We start from the raw sequence: 17,861 nt of genomic DNA, 5'->3' as shown, positions 1-17,861 counted from the left end.
ACGGCGGTCCGATGATGGACCACCCCGGACTTACACAGATGGAATGACACGCCCCTCCATCGAGGAATTCACCCGCTTGACGTAGCGCTGATGTCCGTCCTCGATGGCCCACTCATCGACCAGGTGTTGGAGTGGGGAGAACTCCGGCGGCAGAAGCGCGCTCATCGGGCCGCCGCCTCGCCCGCCGCCACGTAGTCACCGACCACCTTGTGCAGGTGACGCAACAGGATCTCCTCGTCGTTCATCGTGAAATGCGTGAGGGCACCGCTCTTCAGCATCGCCTGCAGGCCTTCGGACGGGCTGGCGTCCTCCAGGATGATGTCGTTCAGGAACGTCATCGTCAGTTCCTGGCCCAACCGTTCCCGATGGGTGGTGGGCGCCTGGTAGTACGCCTCGGTTTCGAAGATGTGTGAATGCGGACCCGTCGGCCAGTGGGTGTGGACCGTGAAACCCGATGCGCCGAAGATCAACACGAAATTCGGGAAGAACTGGAAGGAATCGAATCCGTACTTCTCGGCGCGCGTCGGATTGATACCCGGCGGCATCGGCCCGCGATTGGGTTTCTTGTTCCACGGACCCGCCGCGCTGGCCTCCATCACGCATTCGATCGGCTTCGAGTAGGGCGTCTTCTGAGACGGTTCGCCGGCGAAGGAAAACATCCGGTGCGGTCCCTTCAGCTGGTAGCCCAACGCATCGGTGAACGGATTGGGTTGATCGAACGCTTCTCTGGCCTCTGCGGTGAGCGCGCCGAAGGACGAAGCGTGCAGATAGGGGCCGTGGTAGCTTTCCGCGAATCCATCGACGAAAATCTTCCAGTTGCACTGCAATTCGGCCTTGAACTGATACACCTGATGCGGCCCGTCGAAGGGATAGCCCTCCAGACCGTGTGCCAGTTCCCCGAGATACGACCGCAACGACTCGGTGTTGTGCGGATTGAGATTGATGAAGATGAACCCTTCCCACACCTCGCACTGAATGGCGGGAACCCGGCAACTTGCGGCGTCGAAGTCGAGCAGCAGATCCTGACGCGTCGCCGAATGCAGCGAACCATCCAGCTTGTAGCGCCAACCGTGGAATCGGCAGTACAGCAGCGGCGCGCGGCCCTGGACCTCCCGGAAGGGATCGTCCTCCCAGAGCATCTTGTTGCCGCGGTGCGGGCAGATGTTGTGCATAGCGCGGATCACGCCGTCCTTGCCGCGGACGACGATGACCGACGTGTTGAGAAACCTCAGCTCGCGGGTGAAGTAACTGCCCGACTTCGGCACCCGCTCCACCCGGCCCACATAGAGCCACGTCTTTCTGAAGACATGTTCGCGTTCCTTCTCGTAGAAATCCTCGGATACGCAGTCTTCGAGTGACACCGGGCCGCGGCCGAGTTCGGGATACGCGTCGGTCCAGTGTCCGCTTTCGGGTTTGGTCACCAGGCTGTCGTGACTCATGAGGCTCCACCTCCTCGCCGAAAACTACAGCTGCGGAAATGGTCAAAACAGATGCAGAAGCGCAACACCCTGTTGCATATTTGGAACAGCCGATGGAACAGAACCTGCCGTTCGACCTCGACGCCCTGCTGGTATTCGGCAAGGTCGTCGAGTGCCGCAGCCTGTCGAAAGCGGCCGCGCTGCTCGGCATGCCCAAGTCCACCGTCAGCCGCAAGCTGACCAAGCTGGAAGCCGACCTCGGCATCAAGCTGCTGCGGAAGAACACGCACCAGCTCACGGTCACGGACCTCGGCGAGCAGGTTTACAGCCACGCCGTGAACATCCTGACCGAGGCCAACGGCGTGCGCGCCCTCGTCGAGGGCAGCAGACAAGAACCGCAGGGCGAGCTGAAGGTTGCGATCCCGATCTTCCTCGGTATCGACTACGCGTCACGCGTCGGTGCCGCGTTCTTGCAGCACTATCCCCAGTCGCGGTTGGACATCCGGCTGGTGGACAATCTCGTCGACCCGATCAAGGACGGGTTCGACGTCGTGTTCGGCACTGGGCCACTTCAGGATTCGACGTTGATCGCCCGAAAGGTATTCAGCCTCGAGCTCTTTCTCTGCGCGACGCCCGACTTCGTAGCGCAGTTGCCCGAGCCGATCACCGACCCGACACAGCTGGACGCCCTGCCATTCATCGACTTCGGCTTCGGCGGACCGCGAAAATTCACCGTCACCAAACAGAAGCGCCGTTACGAGCTGTCACCGAAGGTGCGGGCGCGCGCCAACAACTTTCAAGTGTGCAAGCAGTACATCTTGCAAGGACTCGGCATCGGACCCATGCCCACCCAGATCATCTGCACGGCCGAATTGCGCGAGGGCAGCATCGTCCCCGTCATGCCGGAGTGGCAGCTCGAGGCGATGGACGTGCACATGATCTATCCATTCGAGCTGTCGTTCTCGACCCTCATCAGCGCGTTCTACGAAACCGCCTGCGAGATCATCGTCGAGAACGAGGCACGGAGTTAGGTGGGGTGAATGTCGAGCGAGCGTGCTTCTTTCGCAAGCGCTCGCGCCCCGCCGTGGACGAGTTCATCGCTTTCGACGTTGTGCAGCGAAAGTGCGAGTGAACCTCTGCATTTCGTTGAAAGCGATGAGGCCGCCCCGAGTTGGTCTACGAGGACTGGAGATCGGACTCCTCGAACACGTCGATGGACGTCAGAGGAGTCATCATGATCACCGGGATGTGCCGCGTCGTCGCCCTTTGATAGCTCAGATACGGCGGATACACATGGGATATGAAGTCCCAGATCCTGTGCCGCTCTTCACCTTCGGGTTCACGCCACGAGGCTCGGAACGCCTGGGTGGCGATCTGCAAGTCGACTTCGTCACCGGCCCGCAGGTTGTGATACCAGTCCGGGTTCTCGTCGGCTCCACCCTTGGACGCCACAATCACGACCTCGCCTCCGATGTCGCCGTAGATCAGCGGAACGATCTGCGTCCTACCCGACTTGCGGCCTTTCACCCTGATCAGGCAGTTGGTCGTGAACGCATGTCCGCCGACCTCGCTGAGGTCCATGATGTGGCCCTCCGCGCCGCCCGAACGCAGGTACGCGTCGCGGTGACTCGCCATCCAGTCGCGGCGTTCCTGCCTGATGGCCGCCGCCGACTCGTTGCTCATGACTTCTCCCTGATTCGCTCGAACAAGAACTGGACAAGACCGCGTCACAAAAATGCATACCATGGCGATCATGACCGATCTGCTGAATGGGATCCCGCGGGTCGACCCCACGGCCGATCCGCCGTGGACACTGCGGATCGTCGCCCGCGTCCTCTCGACGGAGCTCGGTTCCGTTGTCCATCGTCGGATCATGGCGCCGCTCGACGGGCCGCTCGGGCGCCTGACCCGCGGCCGTCTGCATTTCGGCAAGGGCACGATTCCGCTCGTCGTATTGCGATCCACGGGAGCCAGATCCGGAATCCAGCGCGATGTGCCGCTGGGATACTTCACCGACGGTGACGACGTCATCCTCATCGCCTCGAACTACGGCCAGGCCCACCACCCGAGCTGGTACCACAACCTACTGAAAAACCCGCAGTGCCAGCTGTTCCCGGAGGGCCGCACCGACCGCGGTGGTCATTTCGTGGCCCGCCTGACCGAGGGTGCAGACCGTGACCGTCTGTTCGACCTCGCGGCGGGCTATGCCGCCAACTTCGCGTCGTATGCGGTGAAGACCGACGGCGTCCGCACCATCAACGTGTTTCGCCTGTCCCCGGCGTAACCGCGTTTAGTAAACGCGATGCCGGGAGAACCTCTGCGCATGCCGCAGACCAACGATCCCTCGTCGACGCCGAAGGACGCCACCAAAGCGACCGACGACCAACGGGAGATCCAGGACAAACTCGACCACCAGCACGACGACCCTGATGCCCCCGGCAGGCATCAGACCAAGGATCAGGTCGCCGACGAAACCTAAATCAGATCATCTGCCGTGGGTGGCGAAGAACTGGCCACTCGCGAAAGACGCGTCCAGCCAGGTGTGACCTCCGCCGTCGATCTGGATGAACGACACTTCGGTGCCGTCGGCGCAACCGGCCGCGGTGAACCGGTGCACCGAGGGCGACGGGGAGTCCTCGACGGGCGCCGGGCACCCATCCAGTTCACGCCAACGCTGCGCCATCGCCGGCGCGGACACGATGTCGCTCGCTCCGCCGCGCCCCACCATCGGACCGCCGTTGAACGGCACGACGTTGTCTGCGGTTCCGTGAATGCTCAGGACGGACACCGGTCGCGATGGATTGCATGGGGACGCCGAGCCGAGTGTGCCTGCGACGGGCGCGACCGCGGAGACGACGTCCGCGCGCGAGCAGGCCAGCCGGTTGGCCATGAAGGCGCCTGCCGACATTCCGGTGGCGAACACGTGGCCTGGGTCGATACCGAAATCCTGCGTCAGCCGGTCGGCGAGCGCGACGAGAAAGCCCACGTCGTCGACGCCCTGACGGTCGGGAACCGACGCGCCCCGTCCATCGGCCCAGCTGAGGTCCACGCCCTCGGGATAGACGACGACGAACCCGTGCTGATCGGCGACGGCGTTGTAGTTCGTCATCGCAGCTTGAGCACCGGCGGTCATTCCGGCCCCGTGCAGGTTGATCACCAGCCCCGTCGGCTGCTCTATACCCGGCGGCACATGGACCAGATAGTTGCGCTGCAGCCCGCCGAAGTTCAGGCCGTCGGGAAAGTCCCCGGCCGGAACCGCGGAGGCGTGAGCACCACTGAACATGACAAGAGCCAGAAGGACGGCGGCCAGCGGTGCCGTCGTACGCCCGATCAACCGCAATTCAGCTCTCCCTGTCGCAACATGACACCCGACAGTAGGGACCCTCATTGCGATTTCGCAAATAACGGAAATCCACGTGACGGTGAAACTCCCTGCTCAAAGGCGCGCCAGCCGCGGTCAACCGACAGCAAACAGCTCGAGCTGGATGTTGTCGGGGTCGCGGAACACCACCGTCGAAAATGGGAACGGCTGGTCCCCGGATCTGATACCCGAGTGTTCGATGCCGAGTTCGTCCAGCCGCGCCGTCCAGGATTCGAGTTCGTCGCGCGATGCAACGTTGAGCGCGACGTGGTCCAGCCCGGTGCGGGCCTCGTCAAAAGCCTGGCCGTCATTGCCGGTGTTGGTGTGCAGACCGATCACGACGCCCGAGCGCGGTTCGACGAGGAGTTCGCCGTAGCCGGTGTCCTCGCATCCATAGTGTGGGAACTTCATCGGTACCCGCTCAGCTCCGAGCAGGCGCTGGTACCAGGCCAGGCTCGCCTCGAGGTCGGTGACGGTGATGGAGAAGTGGTGGATCCCGGTCACGCCGGGCACGGGTCGTTCGCTCACGTCGGGCTCCATGCGGATGGTCTATCAGAATGTCCCGTCATAGCTTGGCCGATGCAGAAATTGGCATCGGGCGGTTTCGGCAGTCCAGCAATTGGGTACAGCTAACTCGCACGAGAGGTTCAGATCCGAGCCGCATCATCACAAGGCCACCGGATAGGGGCAACTTCGCGTGTCTGATCACACTTCTTCCGAGTACGCCGATCTCACCGACATGTTTCGCCGCTTGGCGACTCTCGATGAAGGTTCGGCAGCATACCGCCGTCAGCGCGACGAGATCATCGCGCGTGGACTGCCGATCGCCAATCACATCGCACGTCGCTTCCGCAATCGTGGCGAGCCGAACGACGACCTCGTACAGGCCGCCCGGGTGGGGCTGGTGAACGCCGTCAACCGATTCGATCCCGAAAACGGCGCGGACTTCCTGGCCTTCGCCGTGCCGACGATGATGGGCGAGGTCCGCCGCCACTTCCGCGACTACGGATGGGCCGTCAAGGTTCCCCGCCGCCTCAAAGACCTCCAGAGCCAAATCGTCAAGGCTCGTGGCGCGCTGTCCCAGGACCTCAATCGGGCGCCGACCGCCACGGAGATCGCGAGGTACCTGGACATCGACCGTGAATCGGTGGTCGAAGCGACGATCGCGAGCAGCAACTACTCCACGCTGTCGACTGACGTGCAGGCCGGTCCGGACACTGACTTCCGGCCCATCGGGGACACGATCGGCGAGGTGGATCCCAACATCGACAAGGTCCTCGCCCTCGCGACCGTACGTCCCTTGATCGCGGCCCTGCCCGAACGCGAACAACGGGTGCTGAGCCTTCGGTTCTTCGACAACATGACCCAGACGCAGATCGCCGAACGCATGGGCTATTCACAAATGCACGTATCGCGGCTCATCTCCAAGGCCCTCGCCACGTTGCGTGACCAGGTTCGCGAACCGGCCGAGGTCATCACCAGCAGGGCGGCCGTACCCGCCTGAGCAGTACACATACCCGCCCGCGGCCCGCCCTTTAGAAAGTGCCAAGGCCGAAGCCGGACCCTGTCGTCATGAACGAGGTCGGGTTTCGTCCGCTGGTCGCAAAGGTGATGCAGAGTAGTTCGGCGAACGGCGGCGCGTTGACGCGGTTGGCCGCCTTCACCGTGCGCTCCCCCAAGCTGGTTCTCGCAGTCCTGGCGCTTCTGCTCGGTGTCAGCATCGTGATCGGCGGCGGCGTGTCCGACAAGCTCGCCGTGGGCGGCTACAACGCCCCATCATCGGAGTCGACTCACGCCGCCGAGGTCATGGATCAGAACTTCGGCACCACCGCGAACCTGGTGATCCAGGTGCTTCCGCGGGAAGGCACAGTCGACAGCCCCGAGGTCGCGGATGTGGCCGACCAGGTCTACGACCTCATCAAAGCCGAGCCCGAAGCGAAAGTCCTCCGATCGTTCACCGACCCCGCGGCCACCGATCTGCGCAGCCACGACAATCGCTCCGGCCTCATGCTGGTGCATGTCAGCGGAACCGCGGATGAGGCAGCCGACATCGCCAAGCAACTGGTCGCCGACCTGCCCTCCAACCCGGACGTCGCGGTACGCGCCGGCGGCACTCTTGGCGTCCAGCAGGAGATCCGAGCCAAAGTCAAGAAGGACCTCTTGGTCAGCGAAAGTATCGCGCTGCCGGTCTCGATGGCCGTGCTCGTCATCGTGTTCGGCGGGCTCATCGCCGCGTTCCTGCCCATCGTCGTCGGCATCACGTCGATCGTCACGACGCTGCTCGTGCTCGTGCTCATGACGCGGGTCACCGAAGTGTCGACGCATGCGCTCACCGTCGCGACGGCATTCGGTCTCGGGTTGTCCATCGACTTCGGCCTGTTGATGGTGTCGAGATTCCGCGAAGAACGCGACAGCGGTAAGGAACACCAGGCGGCGATCGTCGCGACGGTGGCCACCGCGGGCCGCACCATCATCTTCAGCGCGGCGACGGTCACCCTGGCGATGCTGTCGCTGCTGGTGTTCCCCACGTATTTCCTGCGCTCGGTCGGCATCGCCGCGAGCGCTACCGTCATGCTGTCGGCGTTGAGCGCAATCATCGTGCTGCCCGCGATGCTGTCGCTGCTGGGAAAGCGCATCGACTCGCTGGCCATCATCCGGCGGAAGACGCCCCCGTCCGCGGACTCCGCGTTCTGGCGGCGGTTCGCCGCGGCGGTGATCCGCCGCCCGCTCATCTACGCCTTGCCCGTCGTCGTGGTGCTGATCGGTCTCGGGGTTCCTTTCCTGAAAGTGCAGTTCACCAATCCCGATGAGCGCGCGCTACCCACCGACTCGAACGCACGGCTGGTGGCCGAGTCGTTACAGCGGGACTATCCGCTGGATCCCTCCCAGGCGATCACCTTGGTGACGCAGAACAACGCCGACGCCCTGGAGACGCTTGCCGCCGATGTCTCCCAGATGCCCGACGTGGTACTCGTCAACGGATCCGTCGGCAAGTTCGAGCGCGGCGCGCGCGCCGGCGAGGCCCCGCCCAGCGAGAGTGATGGCGCGGCCTACGTGTTGGCATATCTTGCGGTGGACTCGGATTCACAGGCAGCAGAACAGCTTGTGCACGACATCCGCGCGAAGATCACGGACAAGCAGGTCGAGGTGGGCGGACCGACGGCCACGCTGATCGACAGCCGGTCCGCGATCGCACAGCGGCTGCCGTGGGCGATCGGATTGATCGCGGTATTCACCTTCATCCTGCTGTTCCTGTTCACCGGCAGCGTCGTCGTCCCGGTGAAGGCGCTGCTACTGAACCTGTTGGTGCTGTCCGGAGTCCTCGGCGTCATGACGTGGATCTTCCAGGACGGGCATCTGTCGTCGCTGCTCGGATTCACGCCTGCTCCACTGAATTTGTCGATGGTGGTTCTGCTCTGCGCCATCGCGTTCAGCCTCTCGGTCGACTACGAGATCTTCCTGCTGAGCCGCATCAAGGAGGCCCGGGACTCGGGCATGTCGAACGACGAGGCAATCGTCGTCGGACTTGGCCGGGTTGGCCGGATCGTCACCAGCGCAGCACTTTTGCTGACCATAACTCTGGTCTCGTTCGCCAACGGAATGTCGTTCATGAAGATGTTCGGTATCGGCACGGCGCTGGCTGTCGTGATCGACGCGACGATCATTCGTGGCGTCGTCGTACCGGCGTTCCTGCGTCTGGCAGGCGAACTCAACTGGTGGGCGCCGAAACCGTTGCGGTGGCTGCACTCCCGTATCGGTATCAGCGAGGCGCTGTCCTTCGCCGTGGAAGAGGCGACGCTGGAGGTGCCCAGGCCCGCTGTTCTGTCGCTGAACTCGATGCATGCGGCGCCTCCGGTCCGCACGCCGGCCGAACTCGCCCGCCGGGTCCAGGTCATCTCCGGTCAGCACCTCGTTGCGAACGTGAACGGCATCGTGATCGTGGTGGCCAACCGCAAGTCGCTGGCGCAACAGGCGATGGCCGCCCAGCAGATGTCGCATCTTGTCGAGATCGTCCGGCGGAGCGAACCCGCGATGTTGTCGTATGCATTCTCTCAGCTCGCCCAGAGCGGCACGTGGAGCCGCGATCTCGCGGAGGTCGGCATCGTCGTGCCCACCGAAACGGGAATGGAGATCTTCTTGTGTGGCGGCGTCACGGTGGCGCTCGACGACGGCACAGGGGTCACCCTGATCGAGGGCCGCAACCGCTGCCTGCACCAAACGGTGCGGACACCCGGCGTCGCCGCGATCGTCACGGTCGACGAACTGGGTAAGCGGCCTGCCCTTCCCACGCCAGACCAAAACGCTGTCTACTCGATGTCCGACGGCGTTGTTCCGGGGCGCGGCGCGGTGGTGTGGTCGAAGGAGGCCGCGGCGACGACACGACCCGCGCGATGCGTGGTCCTCGACGACGATTCCCGGATCGAGGTCGACCGTGACTGCGTCGTCGGTCGATATCCGCACGACTCAGATGCGGCACGGCAGGGTCTTCGCCCGGTGTCTGTCTACGACCGGTCGGGCCTGATGTCCCGGGCGCACCTGGAGTTTCGGATCGTCGACGGCGAGCTGTTTGTCGTGGACCGGAACTCGACGAACGGCGTATTCATCCGTGAACCGGGACAGGACGGCTGGATGCGGCTCGACCCATGGCGGCCCATGGCCTTCCGGGACGGCGCCTCGGTGCGCGTCGGCGGTCGGACATTTCGGGTCCAGCAGCCGCAGGCCAGGCAGCAAGAGCGGCGCGAGCAGGATCGCGTGCCGGCGATGTCGGTCTAGAACGCGACGCCTGCCCCAACCCCGCACTCGGCCCCCTCGAGTGCGGGGTTGATGCACGCAATACCGCGCTCGGCGCGGACTCTGCACTCCCACCCGCCGAGTGTGGACTCAACGCACGCCAAAACCGCCCCAGGCGTGCCACAACCCCACACTCGAACACCCCACCACAAGCATCCAGTCGCGCGCCATCACAACGACCCACCCACCCGCCGACTGTGGACTCAACACACGCCAAAACCGCCCCAGGCGTGCCACAACCCCACACTCGACGCCGCCGTACCTCGCCACGAGGGTGCCGAGTCCTCGACTGTCCACGCACACCAAAGCGCACAGCGGCCGGGGGCTGAGCCGCCCGGCCGCTGTGCAGAGTGAAGCGTTTATGAAGCCCGTCAGTAGTCGGCTGCGGCCTTCTGGACGATGGCCTCGACCTCGTCGGCGAGCAGGAACCGCTCGGCGACAAGCGATTCCGCAGCAGTGCGGGCCGCGACGATGTAGTCCTCGCGTGACGGATACCGTTCGGTGACCGACGGCCGGCCCGGAGGGAACGCCAACTTGCTGCCCACCCGCTCGTAGAGCACATCGGGCAACTCGTCGATGTGACGACGGGGATTCCAGCCCGTGTATGAGGCGAGCGGTGCGGCGACGGCCGGCAGGCGGATACCCGCGACCTCGTTGCCGTCCGCGTCGACCGCCGACACCAGGTCGACGTACGGTTCGCCCAGCTTGACCGGCCAGCGACCGATCCCGCGATCGGCATCAGGACCGAGGTCGATGTACCGCGCGTGCGGTAGCGCCGACGGGTCCGGGCCGGTGGTGTGGCTGAAGACCGACAGGACCTCCTTGCGCGCGACCGCAGTGCCGTCGCTGGTCCGCGGCACCTTGCTGCGCGGAGGCTCGACACCCTCGCAGACCCAGTCCTCAAGCGCGACGAGCAGCGCCCGGTTGACCGGCGTGACATCCAGGCGATGCACCGGATTGGCTACCGGCAGCGCCTCTTTGAGCTTGCTGCTGCCGAAATGGTCGGTGCTGGCCAGCAGGTACGTGCGGACATCGGGATCCTCGGGCAGATCCACGCCGGTGACCGGGTCGACGTGCAACAAGGCGCCCCCGCTGGTCCAGTACTCGGTTGCACTGTTGGTGAAGATCGTCTTCGGCACTCCGCCCAATTCGCGCTGACGCGCCAGCAAATCGGTAGCCCCGAACGGTGCCATGTTCCCGAAGCCGTTGACCTGAGCCACAGACGGCTGCGCGTACCGGTGGTTGAACTCTCCCGTTGCCGCACTCGCGGACTCGCTGAATACGCCGTCGAAGACGATCATGCCCGCCTCGTCGACGTTCAGACCGTCCGAAATGAACTGACGAAGGAGCCGGCCGGCCTGCGATACACCGTATGCGAACGCGTGCTGGATGCCGGCCGTCAAGTCGTCGCCCCGCAGGTGCGACACGATGTCGCGGATGGCCAGCAGGCCAGCGCCGGCTACCGGCGCCCGCGACGTCCGGTAGACCAACTCGTACCAGTGGAACGACTTGAAACCACCATCGAGAGTCAGGTGCGTCTCATCGGTGAATCGCCAACTCTCCCTAGGGATGATGGTCGGCTCGGCATCCGGTGAGGTGCGAACACTCAGAACGGCGTCGGGGTCGTCGACATCGGCCGTCGGATAGTCGGTGAACGTGAACATTGCCTCGGCGCCAGCGGGCAGCGCGTCGATCTCGGGCACGGTGAAGCTGAGCGGATGATCCCCGCTCGCACTGTCGGATCGCCATTCCAGGCGCATGAATCCGGGCGGCACGTCAGCCTGCGGAGCGGATATTCCGAGGATGCCGGACCCGCGCTGGGTGTCCCACTGCCAGCCGCACGACGCGATGGTGTAGCCGCGATCCAGCAGGAAGCCGTTCTTCAGCCACGGCGCAAGCGTGGGTACGCCGCGGTTGGGTACGACGAAAAGAAGCTTGCCATTGCCACCTTCGACTGGGCGCAGAAGCTTCAGGTCGGCGTCGAAGCGCACCAGCCCATCGGCGTCGCGAGGAGCGAGGTCGAGGTCGACGATGCGCTCGTTCGCCAACAACTCAGGGTCGACGGCGAAGTCGACGGTCGCCTCCACCCACTCGTAGCGGGTGTCGGAATGGGGGTAAACCGCGTTTACGTGCACTGACTCGACGGCCATTTCCACTCCTTCGGATCGTTGGGCTGCGGGCTGTTAGATAGCAATGTGCCGGTGGGGGCTTGGAGAGTTCTTAAAGGCTTTGTGTCAGGCCGGGACTGCGTGCAGGGTGCGTCGCACTGCGCGCACGGAGGCCGGCGCCGACCTCGTCCGGTTGGCGAAGTCCCCGACAAGGCGCGCGACGACGTCGGGGCACTGCACCTGAGGCTGATGGCCTACACCGGGAATGACGTGCAGCTCGCTGCCCGGAATCGCCTCATGTACTGAATGTGCATGCGCGACAGGGATGCAACGATCCTCGTCACCGAAGATGATCAGAGTCGGCAGGTCTGCCCGAAGCCGATCCAATGCGCAGACCGCCTGGCCGCGATGATCGACGACCGAGCGCAGCGTGCGGAGAAACGCCGCGCGGCTATGTCGGTCCGACAGCGCGGCCTGACCCTTCAACGTCTCGCTGTACCTGGTGACATCGCGGCCTGACGCCAGCGCGCGCTTGCGGAGCGCCTTGCCGACCTCGACCGCCGGCCGCGACGCGAGCAGCTGCAACGCGATCTCGGCGCCGGGCAGAGACAACATGCGCAACAGCCGGCCCAGGTCGGGGCCCAGACCGCCACTGCTGATCAACACCAGTTGGCGGCAATACTCCTTGTGCTGATGAGCGAACTGCAGGGCCACGCCACCGCCGAACGAATGGCCCACGACGGTGACCTCACGGATGTGCAGAGCATCGAGGAAGTCACGCAGCCACACCGCGAAGGCGCCCAGCGAGTAGTCCCCCCGCGGCTTGTCGGACTGACCGTGACCGAGGAGATCGACGGCGATGACGCGATGCCGCTCGGCGAGCTTGTGCACGACGTTGCGCCAGCAGTCCGAACTGCCGCCGATGCCGTGGATGAGCAACAGCACGTCGCCCGCGCCTTCATCCAGGTAGGCCACGCGGTTTCCATGCAAGGTCAGCATGCGCAGGCCCGTGGTGTCGGTCGGGGCCATTTCCCGGATTGCAGTCATCGTCTTCCTCCTCACTTTGTTGGGAGGACTCTGTGGCGATCGCCTTGGAGGTTTCTTAACAGGGCCGTCAGACCTTCAGAAACTCCATCGCCCGCTGATCGCAGGTGTGCGACGCTGCGACGATGACCGGGTCTCGGGTGCGTCGACGCAGGGCCGTTGCCGCCGTCATGGCTGCCACCACCCTGGTTTCGCTGTGGTCGGCCTCCCCCGCGGCAGGCCAGGACTGTGGCGACCGAACCGCCGCATTCTCCGCCGCATTTGACGGCCTGCCGAACGACTTGAGCGTCGTCCCCATCTGCCCCGCCGAGGTCGGTCCCGGCTTCTCCGACCCGAAACCCACCGCCCAGTTCTCCACGCTCACCGCCGGCCAGGTCACCGATACCAGCATGGCGCCGGACCTGCTCGTGCTCGACGTTCTCGTCGCCACCGAAGAAAACGGCGGTGGCGAAGCGTATGTCGACGACTTGTTCTCACGGCTGGGGCCCGAGGCCGACGGCGGTACCGTCACCCTCGACGAAAAGGTGGTGCGGTACATCAACCTGCCCAGCGGGCCCCCGGGCTACGCCTACGGCGCTGGCCCGACCGTTGTCATCGGTTACGTCAAAGCGCCTCCGGGGCCGCCGTCGAGCAACTACGGAGCGCTGGCCGCGCGGCAGGCCTTCACCCACGTGCTCGCCATTGCGACCGGCGCACCGTTGGCTGACATCCCCCCACCGGTCGACGGACTCGACCAGTGGCCGCTGGCCCGGGGGAGGTTCACGACGCCTACCGATCCGGGTTGGCTCTACTTCCGGACCCCGACGGAAAAGGAGGGTGTCTACTCCTACTCCTGCGGCATCGCGCCTGGCGGCACCCTGGCGGGTTGCGATTTCGTTCCGGACAATGCGCCGGAAGGAACCAACCAGACCATCGTCGACTCAACCGGCGCCCGCTACGTCCACTCGGACACAACGACGTTCACCCGCGACGTCGATGCCCTGCCTGCCGGTGAACGGCTCGAGAACGGCCCTGCCGAATGCGGAGCGACCTATCAGGGTGCTGTCACCTGCCGGATCGGCGACCACAAGTTCGGCACCAATGGCTACCTCGAGTGATTCGCGCCGCATAACGGCACTGAATTCCTCGATGTCGTCGCGGACCGGACGCATCCGCGTTATGAAAACAAGATGACCACCGCACCCGAGGCGTTCACCACGGCCGGCGACGGCGGCGTTCGCATCGTCGGCGATCGCATCGGCGATCCGCTGGCCCCAGCGGTGGTGTTCCTGCACGGTGGCGGGCAGACCCGCCGGTCCTGGGGCCGCGCCGCAGCCGCGGTAGCCGGGCGTGGATGGCAGGCGATCACTCTCGACTTCCGCGGCCATGGCGAGTCCGACTGGTCCAGCGACGGGGACTATCGCGTCGCCTCCTTCGCGCGCGACGTGCTCGAAGTGCTGCGCGATCTGCCGCCGAAGCCGGTGTTGGTGGGCGCGTCGCTCGGGGGCTTCACCTCGATGCTTCTCGAGGGTGAACTCGCACCGGGGACGGCACGCGCGGTCGTGCTCGTCGACATCGTGCCCGATATGGACCAGTCGGGCGCATCGCGGATCCACAACTTCATGTTCGATCGCATGCAGTCTGGATTCGATTCACTGGACGAAGTCGCCGACATGATCCAGGAGTACAACCCGCACCGTCCGCGGCCGACAGACCTGGACGGGCTGCGGGCGAACCTGCGCCACCGCGACGGCCGTTGGTACTGGCACTGGGATCCGAAATTCATCGACGGCACCTCGGCGCTGCCACCCACCGAGGTGACCGAGGTCGATCGGATGCACGCCGCCGTTCAAACGATCGTCAACGCGGGTGTGCCCATGCTGCTGGTGCGAGGTCAGATGAGCGACCTCGTCACCCAGGAACGGGCCGATGCGTTCATCGCCAGGTTTCCCGAGGTCGATTTCGTCGACGTCGGCGGCGCCGGCCATATGGTCGCGGGCGATCGCAACGACCTTTTCGCCGATGCTGTCGTGGACTTTCTCAGCCGCCACGCCGCGCGGTAGGAATTTGCGGCGTCAGGACCGCACGGCGGCGTCGCGGTCGCCGAAGATCTTCTGCATCCGACGCTTCGACGCGGGCGTCTGCGGTACCTGGGGCCACCAGAACCACCGCCCCATCAGCGCGGCTATCGACGGCGTCATGAACGACCGCACGATCAAGGTGTCGAAAAGTAGACCCAGCGCAATGGTGCTGCCGACCTGCGCGATGGACAGTAGGTCGCCGAATACGAACGACGCCATGGTCGCGGCGAACACCAGCCCGGCCGACGTCACCACCGAACCCGATCCCGCCATGGCCCGGATGATCGCCGTCTTCAGTCCGTGGTGCAGTTCTTCCTTGAACCGGGAGACGAGCAACAGGTTGTAGTCGGAACCGACTGCGAGCAAGAGGATCACCGACATGACCAGAACGATCCAGTGCAATCGGATGCCGAGGAGGTACTGCCATACCAGCACTGAAAGCCCGAAGGACGTCCCCAGCGAAAGCAATACGGTGCCCACGATCACCGCGGACGCCACCACGCTACGCGTGATGAGCAGCATGATGATGAAAATCAGTGCTGCAGCGGACAGCCCGGCGATCAGCAGGTCGTAGTTGGACCCGTCGCGCATGTCCTTGTAGGTCGCCGCAGTGCCGCCGAGGAAGATCGTCGAGCCTTCCAGCGGCGTGCCCTTGATGGCTTCCTTGGCCGCCTGCTTGAGCGCGTCGATGCGCTCAATGCCCTCGGGGGTGGCCGGATCGCCGTCGTGCTCGATGATGAAGCGCACCGACTTGCCGTCGGGTGAGATGAAGTTCTTGATGCCGCGTTTGAAGTCCTCGTTCTCGAACACCTCCGGCGGGAGGTAGAACGAATCGTCGTTCATCGAGTCGTCGAATGCGTCACCCATCGCTGACGAATTCTCTTGCTGCGCAGCCATCTGATCCTGCATGCCCTTCTGGGTGGCATACATGGTCAGCATCATCGACTTCATCGTCTTCATGGTCTGGATCTGCGCGGGCATCAGCGCGACCAGCTGCGGCATCAGCGTGTCGAGATGTTCCAGATCGGGCAACAACTGCTGGATGTCGGCCGTCATGATGTCGACGCCGTCGAGGGTGTCGAACACGGACCGGATCGACCAGCAGACCGGGATGTTGTAGCAGTGCGGTTCCCAGTAGAGGTAGTTTCGCATCGGCCGGAAGAAATCGTCGAAATTGGCGATGTTGTCTCGTAATTCGGCGATGTCGACGGTCATGTCCCTGGTCTTGGCGACCATGCTGTGGGTGACGGCGGCCATTTGCTCGGTGAGTGCCGACATCTTTGTGAGCGTGTCGATGGTCGTCTGCATCTCATCGGCCTGAACCAGCATGTCGGCCATACGGTCCTGGTTGTACTTCTGGTTCAGCTGGTTTGTCGTGCCCTGCATGCCGAGCAGGAACGGAATCGTGGTGTGCTCGATCGGTTTCCCGTCAGGACGGGTGATGGTCTGCACCCGCGCGATTCCCGGCACCCGAAACAGCGCCTTGGCGATCTTGTCGATCACCAGGAAGTCCGCCGAGTTCCGTAGGTCGTGATCGCTTTCCACCATCATCAGCTCGGGGTTCATCCGGGCGCTGTCGAAATGCCGGTCAGCGACCGCATATCCGATGTTGGCCGGCGTGTCCTCGGGCATGAAGTGGCGGCCGTCGTAGTCGGTCTTGTAGCCCGGCAGGGCGAGCAGACCGATCAGCGCAAGCGCACACGTCGCCACCAGAATCGGGCCGGGCCACCGGACGACGACCACACCGATTCGGCGCCACCCGCGCGAGTTGATTGCGCGTTTGGGCTCGAAAAGCCCGAACCGGCCTCCGATCGCGATCACCGCGGGGCCCAGGGTCAGCGCCGCGAGAACGGCGACGAGGATGCCGACCGCACAGGGCACCGCCATCGTCTGGAACCAGGGCAGACGGGTGAATTTGAGACACAGGAGCGCGCCGGCGATGGTGAGCCCCGAGCCGAGCACCACGTGCGCGGTCCCGTGAAACATCGTGTAGTACGCGGCTTCCCGATCTTCGCCATCTCCGCGCGCCTCTTGGTAACGGCCAATGAGGAAGATCGCGTAGTCGGTGCCTGCGGCAATCGCGATGAGCGTCAGCAGGCTGGTCGCGAAGGTCGACAACCCCATGACGCCCGCGTTGCCGAGAAACGCGACGATTCCGCGGGAGGCGCCGAGCTCGATGAAGACCATGAGCAGGATCAGGATCGTGGTGGCGATCGAGCGGTAGACGACCAGCAGCATGACGAAGATGACGACGAGGGTCACGAGCGTGGCCTTGGCGGCACCCTTGTCCCCGGCGACGCGCTGGTCGGCATTCATCGCCGCCCCACCGGTGACGTAGGACTTCACACCTGGCGGAGTGGGCGTCTGCTCGATGATCTCGCGCACGGCGGCGATGGACTCGTTGGCCCGCGTCTCGCCCATGTTTCCGCGCAGATAGAGCTGAACGTAGGCCGACTTGCCGTCGCTGCTCTGTGCGCCCGCGGCCGTCAGCGGATCGCTCCAGAAGTCCGCGACGTGCTCTACATGTTCTGAGTCGGCCCGGAAAGCCTTGATCAACTCGTCGTAATACCGATGGGCCTCGTCGCCCAGCGGCTTGTCACCTTCGAGGATGACCATCGCATTGCTGTCTGAGTCGAACTCTTCGAAGTTTGCACCGATGCGCTGCATCGCGATGAAGGCCGGCGCGTCGTGTGCGTTCATCGAAACGGCTTGGGCCTCGCCCACCTTCTCCAGCGAAGGCACGAAGGCGTTGGTGACGACAGTCAGGACCATCCAGCCCAGCACAATCGGCACGGCGAGCACGCGAATGGTGTGCGCGATCTTCGATCGCTCCGTCGACACAGAACTCATCAGTCGGACTACCGGCCCCTCCACCCGGGCCTACAAGAAGCCGCGCGCGTTACACGTTCCGTTTCGCTTGAAACATGACTGCGCATATATGTAGCCAGTCAAACTGTCGCCTGTCAATTGCTGAGCCGCAGGTCTGACAGGCTTTTCACAGCAACACCACAGACGAAGCCGGGTTGTGGACCGCAATTCTTGGGATCGGTAGCCGTCCCTGCTCGATGTACTTGCCGCA

15 protein-coding genes are annotated in these 17,861 nt (G+C 64.3%); 7 read left to right on the top strand and 8 right to left on the bottom strand.

Annotation, left to right across the window (positions count from 1 at the left end; all coding sequences use genetic code 11):
• Positions 1-30 precede the first annotated feature (30 nt).
• Entirely contained in the window at positions 31-165 is a 135-nt protein-coding gene (locus M1248_RS17650) for a hypothetical protein (RefSeq protein WP_317149217.1), read from the bottom strand.
• Complete coding sequence (locus M1248_RS17645) at positions 162-1,439, bottom strand: aromatic ring-hydroxylating dioxygenase subunit alpha (protein WP_317149212.1); 1,278 nt, start codon at positions 1,437-1,439, stop codon at positions 162-164. Before M1248_RS17645 ends, M1248_RS17650 begins: the two co-directional genes overlap by 4 nt.
• A 92-nt stretch (positions 1,440-1,531) precedes the next feature.
• Between M1248_RS17645 and M1248_RS17640 the strand changes: the two genes are divergently transcribed.
• The gene (locus tag M1248_RS17640; RefSeq protein ID WP_163724935.1) at positions 1,532-2,449 is read left to right on the top strand and encodes a LysR family transcriptional regulator; all 918 of its coding nucleotides are present in this window, start codon (positions 1,532-1,534) and stop codon (positions 2,447-2,449) included.
• Between the two features lie 145 nt (positions 2,450-2,594).
• Here the strand turns inward: M1248_RS17640 and M1248_RS17635 are convergent, their stop codons facing one another.
• Complete coding sequence (locus M1248_RS17635; protein WP_163724932.1) at positions 2,595-3,101, bottom strand: nitroreductase/quinone reductase family protein; 507 nt, start codon at positions 3,099-3,101, stop codon at positions 2,595-2,597.
• A gap of 70 nt (positions 3,102-3,171) precedes the next feature.
• On the opposite strand from M1248_RS17635, the gene M1248_RS17630 reads away from it, so the two are divergent.
• Positions 3,172-3,702: a nitroreductase/quinone reductase family protein gene (locus tag M1248_RS17630; RefSeq protein WP_317149211.1), complete on the top strand. Its 531-nt coding sequence runs from the start codon at positions 3,172-3,174 to the stop codon at positions 3,700-3,702.
• 39 nt (positions 3,703-3,741) lie between these two features.
• On the top strand, positions 3,742-3,897 hold the full coding sequence (locus tag M1248_RS17625) for a hypothetical protein (protein ID WP_174261992.1): 156 nt from the start codon (positions 3,742-3,744) through the stop codon (positions 3,895-3,897).
• Between the two features lie 6 nt (positions 3,898-3,903).
• Here M1248_RS17625 and M1248_RS17620 read toward each other — a convergent pair whose 3' ends face one another.
• Together M1248_RS17620 and M1248_RS17615 are read right to left on the bottom strand one after the other, a co-directional pair.
• Positions 3,904-4,701 (bottom strand): alpha/beta hydrolase family esterase, encoded by a 798-nt coding sequence (locus M1248_RS17620; RefSeq protein ID WP_163736767.1) that lies wholly within the window; start codon positions 4,699-4,701, stop codon positions 3,904-3,906.
• 174 nt (positions 4,702-4,875) lie between these two features.
• A complete protein-coding gene (locus M1248_RS17615; RefSeq protein ID WP_163724926.1) occupies positions 4,876-5,319 on the bottom strand; it encodes a VOC family protein in 444 nt (147 codons plus the stop codon).
• Positions 5,320-5,476: 157 nt separating this feature from the next.
• Here M1248_RS17615 and M1248_RS17610 point away from each other — a divergent pair, with 157 nt between their 5' ends.
• Both M1248_RS17610 and M1248_RS17605 read left to right on the top strand, forming a co-directional pair.
• The gene (locus M1248_RS17610; RefSeq protein WP_163724922.1) at positions 5,477-6,283 is read left to right on the top strand and encodes a SigB/SigF/SigG family RNA polymerase sigma factor; all 807 of its coding nucleotides are present in this window, start codon (positions 5,477-5,479) and stop codon (positions 6,281-6,283) included.
• A 68-nt stretch (positions 6,284-6,351) separates the two neighbouring features.
• Positions 6,352-9,552, top strand: coding sequence for an MMPL family transporter (locus M1248_RS17605; RefSeq protein WP_317149210.1), 3,201 nt, complete (start codon positions 6,352-6,354; stop codon positions 9,550-9,552).
• A gap of 389 nt (positions 9,553-9,941) precedes the next feature.
• On the opposite strand, the gene M1248_RS17600 is transcribed toward M1248_RS17605, so the two are convergent.
• Together M1248_RS17600 and M1248_RS17595 are read right to left on the bottom strand one after the other, a co-directional pair.
• On the bottom strand, positions 9,942-11,720 hold the full coding sequence (locus tag M1248_RS17600; protein ID WP_317149209.1) for an alpha/beta hydrolase domain-containing protein: 1,779 nt from the start codon (positions 11,718-11,720) through the stop codon (positions 9,942-9,944).
• Between the two features lie 84 nt (positions 11,721-11,804).
• Positions 11,805-12,725, bottom strand: a complete 921-nt coding sequence (locus tag M1248_RS17595) for an alpha/beta fold hydrolase (protein ID WP_317149208.1) — start codon at positions 12,723-12,725, stop codon at positions 11,805-11,807.
• 122 nt (positions 12,726-12,847) lie between these two features.
• Here M1248_RS17595 and M1248_RS17590 point away from each other — a divergent pair, with 122 nt between their 5' ends.
• Both M1248_RS17590 and M1248_RS17585 read left to right on the top strand, forming a co-directional pair.
• Complete coding sequence (locus M1248_RS17590; protein ID WP_317149207.1) at positions 12,848-13,819, top strand: hypothetical protein; 972 nt, start codon at positions 12,848-12,850, stop codon at positions 13,817-13,819.
• A gap of 72 nt (positions 13,820-13,891) precedes the next feature.
• Complete coding sequence (locus M1248_RS17585; protein ID WP_163724910.1) at positions 13,892-14,764, top strand: alpha/beta fold hydrolase; 873 nt, start codon at positions 13,892-13,894, stop codon at positions 14,762-14,764.
• A 12-nt stretch (positions 14,765-14,776) separates the two neighbouring features.
• Here M1248_RS17585 and M1248_RS17580 read toward each other — a convergent pair whose 3' ends face one another.
• Complete coding sequence (locus M1248_RS17580; protein ID WP_163724907.1) at positions 14,777-17,632, bottom strand: RND family transporter; 2,856 nt, start codon at positions 17,630-17,632, stop codon at positions 14,777-14,779.
• Positions 17,633-17,861 lie beyond the last annotated feature (229 nt).

Origin of the sequence: Mycobacterium sp. 29Ha (assembly GCF_032883055.1) — a bacterium.
GTDB classification, from domain to species: domain Bacteria; phylum Actinomycetota; class Actinomycetes; order Mycobacteriales; family Mycobacteriaceae; genus Mycobacterium; species Mycobacterium gallinarum.
The sequence above is the reverse complement of the archived record's forward strand: the minus strand, read 5'-3'. Positions and strand labels throughout refer to the sequence as shown.

Bases quoted from the DNA above. Each gene is read 5' to 3' on its own strand.
- M1248_RS17650 (WP_317149217.1), bottom strand. From the start codon at position 165: ATGAGCGCGCTTCTGCCGCCGGAGTTCTCCCCACTCCAACACCTGGTC.
- M1248_RS17635 (WP_163724932.1), bottom strand. From the start codon at position 3,101: ATGAGCAACGAGTCGGCGGCGGCCATCAGGCAGGAACGCCGCGACTGG.
- M1248_RS17640 (WP_163724935.1), top strand. From the start codon at position 1,532: ATGGAACAGAACCTGCCGTTCGACCTCGACGCCCTGCTGGTATTCGGC.
- M1248_RS17615 (WP_163724926.1), bottom strand. From the start codon at position 5,319: ATGGAGCCCGACGTGAGCGAACGACCCGTGCCCGGCGTGACCGGGATC.
- M1248_RS17625 (WP_174261992.1), top strand. From the start codon at position 3,742: ATGCCGCAGACCAACGATCCCTCGTCGACGCCGAAGGACGCCACCAAA.
- M1248_RS17620 (WP_163736767.1), bottom strand. From the start codon at position 4,701: ATGTTCAGTGGTGCTCACGCCTCCGCGGTTCCGGCCGGGGACTTTCCC.
- M1248_RS17645 (WP_317149212.1), bottom strand. From the start codon at position 1,439: ATGAGTCACGACAGCCTGGTGACCAAACCCGAAAGCGGACACTGGACC.
- M1248_RS17630 (WP_317149211.1), top strand. From the start codon at position 3,172: ATGACCGATCTGCTGAATGGGATCCCGCGGGTCGACCCCACGGCCGAT.
- M1248_RS17580 (WP_163724907.1), bottom strand. From the start codon at position 17,632: ATGAGTTCTGTGTCGACGGAGCGATCGAAGATCGCGCACACCATTCGC.
- M1248_RS17585 (WP_163724910.1), top strand. From the start codon at position 13,892: ATGACCACCGCACCCGAGGCGTTCACCACGGCCGGCGACGGCGGCGTT.
- M1248_RS17600 (WP_317149209.1), bottom strand. From the start codon at position 11,720: ATGGCCGTCGAGTCAGTGCACGTAAACGCGGTTTACCCCCATTCCGAC.
- M1248_RS17595 (WP_317149208.1), bottom strand. From the start codon at position 12,725: ATGACTGCAATCCGGGAAATGGCCCCGACCGACACCACGGGCCTGCGC.
- M1248_RS17605 (WP_317149210.1), top strand. From the start codon at position 6,352: ATGAACGAGGTCGGGTTTCGTCCGCTGGTCGCAAAGGTGATGCAGAGT.
- M1248_RS17590 (WP_317149207.1), top strand. From the start codon at position 12,848: ATGACCGGGTCTCGGGTGCGTCGACGCAGGGCCGTTGCCGCCGTCATG.